The 10,450-nt window shown below is 50.5% G+C and carries 11 protein-coding genes; 5 read left to right on the top strand and 6 right to left on the bottom strand.

Translation table 11 applies throughout. The features are described 5' to 3' along the window. The 5 genes from hypF to V7Q49_RS19765 form a co-directional block, all read right to left on the bottom strand. A partial coding sequence (gene hypF / locus V7Q49_RS19785) for a carbamoyltransferase HypF (protein ID WP_333854638.1) occupies positions 1-1,757 on the bottom strand: 1,757 nt, incomplete at its 3' end. Between the two features lie 3 nt (positions 1,758-1,760). Continuing rightward, complete coding sequence (gene fdhF / locus V7Q49_RS19780) at positions 1,761-3,911, bottom strand: formate dehydrogenase subunit alpha (RefSeq protein WP_333854636.1); 2,151 nt, start codon at positions 3,909-3,911, stop codon at positions 1,761-1,763. 40 nt (positions 3,912-3,951) lie between these two features. Then, complete coding sequence (gene hydN / locus V7Q49_RS19775; protein WP_142486855.1) at positions 3,952-4,497, bottom strand: electron transport protein HydN; 546 nt, start codon at positions 4,495-4,497, stop codon at positions 3,952-3,954. Positions 4,498-4,654: 157 nt separating this feature from the next. Next, positions 4,655-5,134: an Hcp family type VI secretion system effector gene (locus V7Q49_RS19770; RefSeq protein ID WP_333854635.1), complete on the bottom strand. Its 480-nt coding sequence runs from the start codon at positions 5,132-5,134 to the stop codon at positions 4,655-4,657. A gap of 218 nt (positions 5,135-5,352) precedes the next feature. Then, a complete protein-coding gene (locus V7Q49_RS19765) occupies positions 5,353-6,042 on the bottom strand; it encodes a hypothetical protein (RefSeq protein ID WP_333854634.1) in 690 nt (229 codons plus the stop codon). Between the two features lie 600 nt (positions 6,043-6,642). On the opposite strand from V7Q49_RS19765, the gene V7Q49_RS19760 reads away from it, so the two are divergent. The 5 genes from V7Q49_RS19760 to V7Q49_RS19740 all read left to right on the top strand — a co-directional run bounded on the left by V7Q49_RS19760 (position 6,643) and on the right by V7Q49_RS19740 (position 9,440). Beyond that, positions 6,643-7,098 (top strand): hypothetical protein, encoded by a 456-nt coding sequence (locus V7Q49_RS19760; protein ID WP_333854648.1) that lies wholly within the window; start codon positions 6,643-6,645, stop codon positions 7,096-7,098. A 487-nt stretch (positions 7,099-7,585) separates the two neighbouring features. Then, a complete protein-coding gene (locus tag V7Q49_RS19755; protein WP_333854632.1) occupies positions 7,586-7,843 on the top strand; it encodes a hypothetical protein in 258 nt (85 codons plus the stop codon). Between the two features lies 1 nt (position 7,844). Further along, positions 7,845-8,321 (top strand): hypothetical protein, encoded by a 477-nt coding sequence (locus V7Q49_RS19750; protein WP_333854630.1) that lies wholly within the window; start codon positions 7,845-7,847, stop codon positions 8,319-8,321. Between the two features lie 4 nt (positions 8,322-8,325). Next, complete coding sequence (locus V7Q49_RS19745) at positions 8,326-8,631, top strand: hypothetical protein (RefSeq protein ID WP_333854628.1); 306 nt, start codon at positions 8,326-8,328, stop codon at positions 8,629-8,631. Further along, complete coding sequence (locus V7Q49_RS19740) at positions 8,628-9,440, top strand: hypothetical protein (RefSeq protein ID WP_333854626.1); 813 nt, start codon at positions 8,628-8,630, stop codon at positions 9,438-9,440. The genes V7Q49_RS19745 and V7Q49_RS19740 overlap by 4 nt, the downstream gene beginning before the upstream one ends. Positions 9,441-9,882: 442 nt before the next feature. Here the strand turns inward: V7Q49_RS19740 and V7Q49_RS19735 are convergent, their stop codons facing one another. Next, the gene (locus V7Q49_RS19735; RefSeq protein WP_442913083.1) at positions 9,883-10,263 is read right to left on the bottom strand and encodes a cell envelope integrity TolA C-terminal domain-containing protein; all 381 of its coding nucleotides are present in this window, start codon (positions 10,261-10,263) and stop codon (positions 9,883-9,885) included. Positions 10,264-10,450: the final 187 nt, after the last annotated feature.

The following is a 10,450-nucleotide window of genomic DNA, read 5'->3' as shown; positions in this document are numbered from 1 at the left end:
GAATTGACCCCGCGGGCAATCGCCTGGGCCAGCGGCTGCCAGGGTTTATCGGCCAGGAGACTCGCCTCTGGCAAGGCTTGCCATTCGGGCACAAATGCCTGGAACTGGGCCAGCAGGTTGCGCCACGGCTGGCGTGCCGCCATATCGCCGCCGGGCAGCGCCACCGCAGGCAAGCCGCCGAGCCGGTCACAGCTGCGGTAGTTGACCCGCAGGCACTCCCCACCCCATAACTCGCCGTTCTCCCCCTGGCCGATACCGTCCAGCACCAGGGCGATAACATCCCCGCCGTCGCGCGGCCAGCCGTGTTCCGCCAGACAGGCCGCGGCGTGGGCGTGGTGATGCAGCACGCGATGGTGCGGCCAGGGCATCTGCTCTCCCAGCTGGGTGGAGCGATAGCCGGGATGGGCGTCGGTCACCACCCCTTCAGGGCTAAACTGCCAGAGATCCTGCAGCGCGTTGAGCGCCTGTTGCCACTGAGCCAGCGCGTCGTCGTCGCCCAGATCGCCCAGGTGCTGGCTGAGGATCGCCTCCCCGCCGCGCACCAGACAGAAGGTATTTTTCAGATCCGCGCCGAGACACAACAGCGAAGGCACGTTGTCAAAACCGGGCGGCAACGGCAGCGCATCCGGGACAAAGCCCCGGGAGCGGCGCAGCATTTCGCCATTGGCGCGCAGCACCGAGTCGTCCATGCGCTGGACGATGTCGCGGTTATGCAGCAGCCAGCCGTCGGCAATCCCGGCCAGATCCTGCATGGCCCGGTCGTTGGTCAGCGCAGGCGGACAGCCGTTAAGGTTGCCGGAGGTCATCACCAGGGGACGATCGAGATCCTGCATCAGCAGGTGCTGGATCGGGTTCGCCGCCAGCATCACCCCCACCTCATTCAGCCCAGGGGCAATGGCCTCGCAGCAGGCCAGCAACCGTTTGTCCACCAGCACAATCGGCGCTGCCGTGGAACGCAGCAGGGCCTGCGCTTCTGCGGGTAGCGCCTGTGCCATTCGCTCAGGGATCATCACCGCCAGCGGTTTCGCCGGACGCCGCTTGCGCTCGCGCAGGCGGTTAACCACCTGTTGATTACCGGCATCGCAGGCCAGATGAAAACCGCCGAGCCCCTTTATCGCCACGATCCCGCCCTGCTTCAGCGCAGATACCGCGGCCCGCAGGGCGTGGTCTTTCTCTGCACGCGCCTCGCCGCACACCCAGCTCAGCTGCGGCCCGCAGTCCGGACAAGCCACCGGCTGGGCGTGAAAGCGCCGGTCGGCCGGGTTGCGGTACTCCGCTTCGCAGGCCGGACACAGGGCAAACTCCGCCATGGTGGTGGCCGGACGGTCATACGGCATCGCCCGGATAATGGTGAAGCGCGGCCCGCAGTGGGTGCAGTTAATAAACGGATAACGGTAGCGCCGCTCGCGCGGATCGTTCATCTCGGCCAGACAGGCCGGGCAGGTGGCGGCATCCGGCACCACCTGGGTGGCCATCTGCCCCTGCCCGCTTGGCAGAATGGTGAACGCCTCCGGTAACGACGCCCAGTGCCACGGCTGCTCGCTGATGTCGTCAATGCGCGCCAGCCGCGGGCCTCCGGCGGCCAGCTGGCGCATGAAGCCCTGCGGCTCACCGACGAGGCGAACTACTACCCCTGCCCCGTCGTTGCAGACGTCGCCTTTCATCCCCATCTGCCGGGCCAGTTGCCAGACCCAGGGGCGAAACCCCACCCCCTGGACTTTGCCGCGAATGCGCAGCAGCGTGCCGTTTGTCCTCATGAATTAACTCTCTACCGCCTCGCGCAGGCGTTGTTTCATGGCGCTGTAGGTGGTCTGGGCATAATTTTCCGCCCAGTGTTGATCGGCAATAGTGTCAATCTTCACCGCGCAGTATTTGGTTTCGGGCGTTTTCGAGACCGGATCGAGGTTGTCCTGGGTCAGCTCGTTGCAGGCCCCGATCCACCACTGATAGGTCATGTATACCGCCCCCTGGTTGATGCGTTCGTTAACGTCGGCGCGGCTGATCACCTTCCCGCGGCGGGAGCTGACCCACACCAGCTGGCGATCGCGGATGCCGAGCGTCTGTGCATCCTGCGGGTTGATCTGCACAAAGCCCGGCTCGTCCGCCAGAGTTTGCAGCGCCGCGCAGTTGCCGGTCATCGAGCGACAGGAGTAGTGCCCCACCTCGCGCACGGTGCAGAGCACCAGCGGATAGTCGGCGTCCGGCATCTCCGCCGGTTTGCGCCACGGCGCGGCAAACAGCTGGCCTTTGCCGCTCGGGGTGTCGAAGCGGTTGCCCTCATACAGCCACGGCGTGCCCGGATGATCGAGGCTCGGACACGGCCACTGGATATGCCCCATCTCGCCCATTTTTTCGTACGTCACGCCGTAAAACAGCGGGCACAGCTCGCGCATTTCGTCCCAGATCTGCTGGTTATCGCGGTACGCCATCGGGTAGCCCATCGCGGTGGCGATCAGGCTGATGATCTCCCAGTCGCGCTTGACGTTGCCCTTTGGCTCAACGGCTTTTTCAAAGCGCTGGAAACCCCTGTCGGCGCAGGTAAAGACCCCGCCGTGTTCACCCCAGGAGGTGGCGGGCAGCAGCACGTCCGCCGCCTCGGCGGTTTTGGTCATAAAGATGTCCTGCACCACCACGAAGTCGAGCGCGTCAAACCCTTTGCGCACCAACCCTAAGTCGGCTTCGGTCTGGAGGGGATCTTCCCCCATGATGTAATAGGCTTTGACCTTGCCCTCCAGCGCGAGGTGCGGCACTTCGGTGATCCGCACCCCGACCTGGTCATCCATCAATGCGGGATCGACGCCCCACGCCCGGGCGAATTTCTCCCGCACCTGTGGGTCGGTCACGTCCTGATAGCCCGGGAACTGGTTGGGGATCACCCCCATGTCGCACGCGCCCTGGACGTTATTCTGCCCGCGCACCGGGCCGACGCCGCAGTGTTCGCGTCCGAGGTTGCCGGTGAGCAGCGCCAGGGTGGAGAGCCCTTTCACCACGTCCACCGCCTGCCCGAACTGGGTCACGCCCATCCCCCACATCACGGTGGCGGACGGCGCGGCGGCGTAGATGCGCATCGCCTCGCGGATCTGCCGGGCGCTGACGCCGGTGATCTCCTCGACATTTTCCGGGGCGTATTCGCGGACCGTTTCGCGCAGCGCGTCCAGCCCTTCGGTATAGCGGGCCACGTAGTCGGCGTTGTAGAGGCTTTCGTCCAGCAGGGTGTAAATGAAGGCATTCACCAGCGCCATGTTGCAGCCGTTTTTAAGTTGCAGGTGCCGGTCGGCAATGCGCGCGGTTTCAATTTTGCGCGGATCGCAGACGATCACTCTTGCGCCGTTCTGTTTGGCTTTGATCACCCGGCGGGCGACGATCGGGTGCGAGTCGGCGCAGTTGTAGCCGAAGATCAGCAGGCATTTTGAGTGTTCGATATCGCTGATGGAGTTGCTCATCGCCCCGTTGCCCAGCGTCTCCTGCAGCCCGGCCACGCTCGGCCCGTGGCAGACGCGGGCGCAGCAGTCGACGTTGTTGGTGTTGAGCACCCCGCGGGCAAACTTCTGCATCACGTAGTTGGTTTCATTCCCGGTGCCGCGGGATGAACCGGTGGTCATGATGGCACGCGGCCCGTAGTTAGCCTTGATTTCACTCAGGCGACGGGCGGTGTAGCGGATGGCCTCATCCCAGGAGACGGGCACAAACTTGCCCCCTTTCTGGTAGCGGATCATCGGCTGGGTCAGGCGCGGCGTCAGCAGCCGGGTATCGTTAAGAAAATCCCAACCGTAATAGCCTTTCAGGCACAGCTGATCCTGGTTGGTCACACCCTGGGCCGCTTCCGCACGAACGATTTTATTGTTGTCGACAACGAGTTTTAATTTACAGCCCGCACCACAGTACGGGCAGACGCTGGTGATTTTTTTCATCAGTAACAGACCTGCTAAAAGTGAAAAGAGAGGCAGAGGCTTACAGCATCTGCGAGGAAACGGAGTCCAGCGCCGCACGGCGGCGTTTCTCAAGACTCAACTGCTCAAGCTTTTGCCTGTCGATGCAGACAATGGCATTGGTCGGGCAGGCCTGAATGCAGGCAGGGCCGTCCGGCTGGTGGTAGCAGAGGTCGCATTTGTTGGCCTCGGCCTTTTCGGACATCACGTTCAGCCCGGCACCGATGCTGCGCACAACCGGACGCAGCACCACTTCCATCGCGCCGTACGGACACGCGACGACGCAGGTTTTGCAGCCGATGCAGCGTTCCTGGTGGACGTGAACAAAGTCGTTATCGCGGGTGATGGCCCCGTTCGGGCAGACGCTGGCGCAAGGGGCGTCTTCGCACTGGCGGCACATGGTGGCCGTGGAGACGTTGACGCCTTTGATGACGTGAATACGCGGCAGGAAGTTCTGCGGGGTCAGCGAGGCGCAGTCCTGGGTGTCGTGGTGTGATACCACGCAGGCCACTTCACAGGTACGACAGCCGATGCATTTGCTGGCATCGGCGATGATGAAACGGTTCATCCTTAATCTCCGGGGTGATGGTAAGCTTGCCGGAGGTATGCATAAATTGGGCCAGAAATTAAGATTATGAAATTAAAGGATTTTAGTTTGGAGAGCCGCTGTCATCGCCATAAATGACGATGACAGGAGTGGCAGTGCAGCCTGTTACTCTTTCCCTTCATCTACAACATCGATCGTTCCATGAGTCACGGTAGATAATATTCCCATCCGTGTATTTCCAGGTGATCGCCTCATAACGTAACTCCAGCGTTTCAAGATGCGTGCTACTCATTCCATTCGGAGCCAGATAGGGTGCAACAGTTGTTAATTTCACATTCTCCAGAATAATATTAAAGTATTCAGCCTCTATACCTGAATCAAGGATTCGGTACATCTTAATGGTGGCTTTCTTCATCGTTCTTCCTTCACACACTGCACGATAAAGAAGAGGCGTGGTCCGGTCGAACTCTTTTACTATAGTGATGGGACGATGGACACGTGTCCCGGTAAGCTTTCCCAGGTTCGGATCTACCGGAATAGTGACACCGTGGGAAAACGACTTAAGCTCAATTGAGCCTAACCGTAACGGCATAATACAACCTCCTACAACTGGAGAACCATTTTCATCTTCAAGCCATAAATGTGCGGGTGTAGACATATAACGTCCTTATTATTCCTGAAATTTTGCAGTTGAGATTTACCACTTTATAAAAATTAGAATTAATAATAAAAACACAGGTATTGGCCATAAAGGACCGTTTGGGAAAAAATGTAAAAACACGAATGTGAATAATATTGTTAATATGCCCGGACCATAGTCGGCGAGCAAAGACTTGAATATCCGCCTGAATATCCTGTATATAATATTAATCATTGTTATCTAATCATCTTAGTTATGATATCGGCTATAACGCTATCTGACGTTGAATGAGAGAATGCTCCGGCGCGTTCAAATAATGGTTCTACGAGAAAATACATCATTTCAAGCTCTCGTGAGTACAACGCTGCGTAATAGGCTGGATAGACATATTTCAGACGTTGCGCACTGTCAGCTGCTTTCTGAACGACGCCATACATACCCGCAACGGCAACAACCCCTCTGGCCTTACTGCCGACCAAAGCACTCATTTCGAGACGTAAGTTCATTCCAATAGCCACACTACAAGCGACCGCTAGCGCGAATCCTACGTTGGTGAGAGAACTTGCGGCAATATAAACATTGACCGCCATTAACTTACGCTTGATATTCTCTAACTGTTCTGACGTTTTGTACTGAAATAGTTGCACAAAATAAATATGCAGCATTTCATAAGCAATATCATTGTTCTGAAAGACGTGAACAACGCCATTTGCAAAACGAGTATCTTCATTCTTTTGGTTTCTACAAACATCCTGATAATCATCAGTAAAACAGGAGGTGTAATAAAGGGCACGTTTAGCACCTGCGCCAATGGTTTCTATCTGGCTGGAAACCATTTCTCTAACGCCTGTTAGTGCACGATCGAGCTTTAACGCGAGAATATTGTTTGATTGCAAATAGCTAATAACATCATTGTTATAGTTCATAGCCGCCCCTGGCAATTTAGCTTAAGTTATCCCGCAGAGTATAAGAACTAAAAATTGATGAGTAAATAAGCAAATGACATTTTGCAAGGGATACGCTTATAAGAGATCCTTTAAACGATCAGCCTAATAGCTATAGCATTTATAGATATTGTCATCGACATAAGTCACGATGATAGTTCTGGTATTTTCGCTGTGGTTGCTAAAGGTACGGGAAATATCATTTTCATGAGAAGCAGCAGCGTTATTATTCAGTGCCGGGCAAGCGAAGCAACCCCGGCATGGCCTTTCTGGAAGGAGCCTCGCAAACCTTAAAGTATCCCTATGTAATTCAGGGTTAAGGCTTTTATTCCCGTTATCAGCCTCGTAAAGTGACTGCGTTGCGGCACATCCGCAATCGGGTGTAGGAACCCGAATTCTACAGAGCGATATTTGTATGTCGCGACAGTGCATATCCCGTAAAATCACGGTGGCACTGGCGGAGCAGTCGCGAGACTGGCCGTTTTCTCTGTAGGCGGCATTCCTACCTCCGTCAGTGCTACCTCCTTTGAGCGTAGGAACTCTTCGGGTGGTTAATTCAATTAATACAGAGAGGATGTCATGATGACTACTATCCCAACCCTGATTTACCCGCAATCTGACGAACAGGTTATTCCCACTTCCCTGACTACGCCGCTTTCTGCTGCTGCGGATCTCTTTGAGGTCGCCGATCGCTGCGCCGCTCTGGTGAGCGTATTGATCGAAACTGATGGCAGAACATCCCGCACTGCGCTCTGTGAAGGTCTGCTGCACGCGCTGCGCCAGCTACGTGAACGCTGTGAAGCCGAACTCCCGCCGCATCTTATCGCGCAGTTGATCCAGGGGGAAACACTCACTTCCTGTATGCCGGACTGCTGGCAGGAAACCGCTCCTCAGGTGGATTATGCGCTGGCTTTAGTGCAGGCAATTTTGGGTGGCGCGTTGCACGTCAACGTCGAGAAAGAACTGGCGGGGCTGCTGCACGATCTGGTCTGGCTGCTGAATGAGTTTGTGAAGGAGCCGTATATTACGGTGCATTGAGTGCGGCTGTAAGTTGGTGAAGGCTGACTGATTTCAAGTTGTGATAAGGGGCTGTGGTGGGCCCCTTAATACGTTTGAGGGATGGGGTTAGGGTTGGGGTGTTAGGGTTGGGGGGTTAGTATTCGGTTTTTATACGCTAACAACTTCGACTGTTGCTTATGTCAAACAATGAATGTCTGTTAAGAGCGAGAAGTGGACCTACAACATTGTTCTAGCCACCCAAACATCACCTTTTCTTAATCAACGGGGAGCGGATCATGCAAAAACCAGTTACTGCGGTTCAAAAGTTTTCCTAAGGTACAGTACAAGAGATTACGGACAAGAAAGTCACAAGCTTCGCCTCATAAAAGAATCAATTCATTGAGTAACGGCATAAACCATAAAAAATTAAAACATTAAAATCAATAAGATAGATCGCAATCAAAAAAAATCTTTCCAATTAGTACAATTTGTACTAATCTGTTTGTATCGGAATCGGAGGCGCTCAATGAAAATATCGTGTCATTTATCAAAAAGAATGTCCCAACGAAACATATCTCTTGAAATTCTACAAATGGCGCTATCTCTTGGGTGTGATAGCGCTAATGGAGAAAGGCTTATTCTTGACGAAAAAACGATTTCCATGGCTTTAAAAGCAACGGAGGAAATAAAGAAAACACTTATTAAGATAAAAGGCAAAAAAGGTATTAGCTTAGTTATTGATAGAGATTCACTCATTACATCGTTTTTCCATTATGGTAAATAAAATGTTAAGAATAAATACTGATAAGCTATTAAACCAGACAAGTGAGAAAAAGATTTTTATAAAACAGAACAACTACAAAATAAATTTAAAAGTGCATAAAGCAGATCTTGATCTCATTGATGCTATTGCCAGCAAGTTCAATACATCAAGAAGTAATATCATTACTGATATGTTAAAAGAACTAGCTTTAGAAAAAGCACATGAAAATACAACTGAGTTTGACAGTAAGATATTAATAGCTAGAGTAGCTGATTACCTGTCCCCACAAGAGATAGTTGATGGCCGTAACGATCTCGAAGAAAGCTGGTTATATGAAATAGTTAGAGATGAAATTAAACAAGAAATAAACCATAGGTATAATTACTATAAATTATCTGAACAAGATGTATGCGACCCACGAATTAGTGATGAGGTTGAAACCTTAAGGCATAGCGATGAGCATAATACTCTCCTTGAAAAAATCAAAGAAAGGATTTAATTAAATGTTAGAAAACAAAAAATCAAACAATTCCAATGATTACTATGAAATTATCTCAATAAGAGTTCCAGCAAAAGTATCAGCAATGCTAGAGGCTTTGAGTAAGATAAATCTTGAAGCAAAATCATCAATGCTTACGCGTGATATATCTAAATTCCTCTACGAAATCATCTTAACAGAGAAAGACATTGAAGTTATAGCCTTGGCAGAAAAAGTCATTAATGACACACCGAAAGAAATACATGAAAACTCATTCATAGAATTACTATCCAAAAATGATTTGATATATTCAACAGGAAATGAAAAATGAAAAACGCGTACATTACAAAAAGTTCATTGAAAAAAATAATATATCAGTCATCCAATGCAGCTGTTTACTCAATTGACTCGCTAATAAAAACTCTTAGTGAAAACATTAACATTGCTGACATAGATAATATAAGGGAATTATTTAGCGACCCTGAAATACGTTTTTTATTCTATACGGCAAAATTCTCTGAGTTTATTGAAAAAAACAAACTGCAACCATCAATAAACCACCGTCAATTTAGTGACACATATCTATTCAATGCAAATTCTAAACCGAAATTTCATAGAAACAGAAATTGTGAATATTTAAAAAGCAACTTTAAGAATTTCTTGATTCCGCCGGAAATTAAAGACAGAGGAGAAAGCGAAGTAATAAGAGCTCAAAAATTTGCATTCGAAAACAGACATTTGGCGCAAAGTGACGAACAAAGATTCATCACTAAGCTATCGGCTCAATTTATGTTAATAAACCCGCCATCAAAAATCGATTTTGATAATAGTGGCATCCAAGAATTTTCCGCATTATCTCTGGATGAGATGATTATTTCCATATCAAAGAAAATATCATCCTGTATTGATTTTTTAAACAAAAACAAACCATCCATTAAAAATGGAATGTATAAAGCAAAATCAAAATGCAAAAACGACGATCCTCCAGAGTTGATTGAGTGGTTAACAATAATAAAGCCAGCACTTATCGAATCAATTTTTGAATATAACTGCAAAAAAAACAATCTTTCTGAGAAATCATTCGATGTTGTTTTTTTAGAGAAATTTGGTTTTGAAGAATGTAAATCATGCTCGCAGTAGCTCAACAGCTTAGAGAGATTTCATAAATTATGGAAAAATAACATTGGGAAAATTCTAATAGATTCGAATAGCTATACTATACAGTTCATAAGGGATGCTTTGACGACAAGGGGCCTTGAAAAGATATTTCCCTGCCTTTCTCGCCCCCAATTATAATTCCTGAATTCGCATACGCCTTGCCATAAATTATGGGAAATTGGAGTATATGCTACTTCATCCTCCCTATGTTTATCAGGAAACCACTAGAATGGCGAGTTCGGCTTAACTGAACGTGAGAAGCATATGGCCAGGCGATATAGACGCTTGCTTCAGGTTCAATCATATATCATCGAGAAAAATTGACGATAGTGAAACGACAATAGTCATTTCCATGTGGCACTTTGTGGAAAGTAGAACAATGTCTGCTTCTGGCACAAAGCACGTCGCAACAATAATTATCCGGCTACCCCCGCATATCAAACCCAACCTTTTGAAAATCCCGATACACCTCCGGATTCCTAAACGCCGGGAACTTGGCTTTTTGAGCCGCCAATTTCACCGCCTCGCAATACTCTTTGTTGCCATTGCTGGTTGATACCTTCACCGCCGTACCATCCTGCGCAAATTCCATATGCAGCCTGCATTTTTTGCCCTTCCAGCGTTGTGGTTCAGCAATTTTCTCGTTTATCGCCGCCTTCATCCCCCGCGCCTGCGCCCCCCATTCATCCTGATCCTCCCAGCGGCCAGAACTGCAACTCCCTGTTGCCGAGGTTTTGTGGCATCCCGAAGGCTGTAACGGCGCACAACCCGCTACCAGGCTGACCACAACGGCAAGCATAAACATCTTCCCTACTCTTTCATGCGATCTCACGCCTTAAACACCTGTGCTCATATACCCGTTAAAATTAATTTCGGTTTACCACTTCACGAAAATCAGAACTAACAGAAAACACAGGCATAGGTCTGGTAAGACGTAAGCCGCCACCGGGCAATTCCAGAGAGGTACACGCAATCAGCAACCTGGTTTAAAT

This window comes from Leclercia sp. (assembly GCF_036780805.1).
Classification (GTDB): domain Bacteria; phylum Pseudomonadota; class Gammaproteobacteria; order Enterobacterales; family Enterobacteriaceae; genus Enterobacter.
This window is presented reverse-complemented; position numbering and strand designations above follow the sequence as displayed.

Coding starts and splice junctions, on each gene's coding strand:
- hydN (WP_142486855.1), bottom strand. CDS start 4,497: ATGAACCGTTTCATCATCGCCGATGCCAGCAAATGCATCGGCTGTCGT.
- V7Q49_RS19765 (WP_333854634.1), bottom strand. CDS start 6,042: ATGAACTATAACAATGATGTTATTAGCTATTTGCAATCAAACAATATT.
- V7Q49_RS19735 (WP_442913083.1), bottom strand. CDS start 10,263: ATGTTTATGCTTGCCGTTGTGGTCAGCCTGGTAGCGGGTTGTGCGCCG.
- V7Q49_RS19760 (WP_333854648.1), top strand. CDS start 6,643: ATGACTACTATCCCAACCCTGATTTACCCGCAATCTGACGAACAGGTT.
- V7Q49_RS19745 (WP_333854628.1), top strand. CDS start 8,326: ATGTTAGAAAACAAAAAATCAAACAATTCCAATGATTACTATGAAATT.
- fdhF (WP_333854636.1), bottom strand. CDS start 3,911: ATGAAAAAAATCACCAGCGTCTGCCCGTACTGTGGTGCGGGCTGTAAA.
- V7Q49_RS19755 (WP_333854632.1), top strand. CDS start 7,586: ATGAAAATATCGTGTCATTTATCAAAAAGAATGTCCCAACGAAACATA.
- V7Q49_RS19740 (WP_333854626.1), top strand. CDS start 8,628: ATGAAAAACGCGTACATTACAAAAAGTTCATTGAAAAAAATAATATAT.
- V7Q49_RS19750 (WP_333854630.1), top strand. CDS start 7,845: ATGTTAAGAATAAATACTGATAAGCTATTAAACCAGACAAGTGAGAAA.
- V7Q49_RS19770 (WP_333854635.1), bottom strand. CDS start 5,134: ATGTCTACACCCGCACATTTATGGCTTGAAGATGAAAATGGTTCTCCA.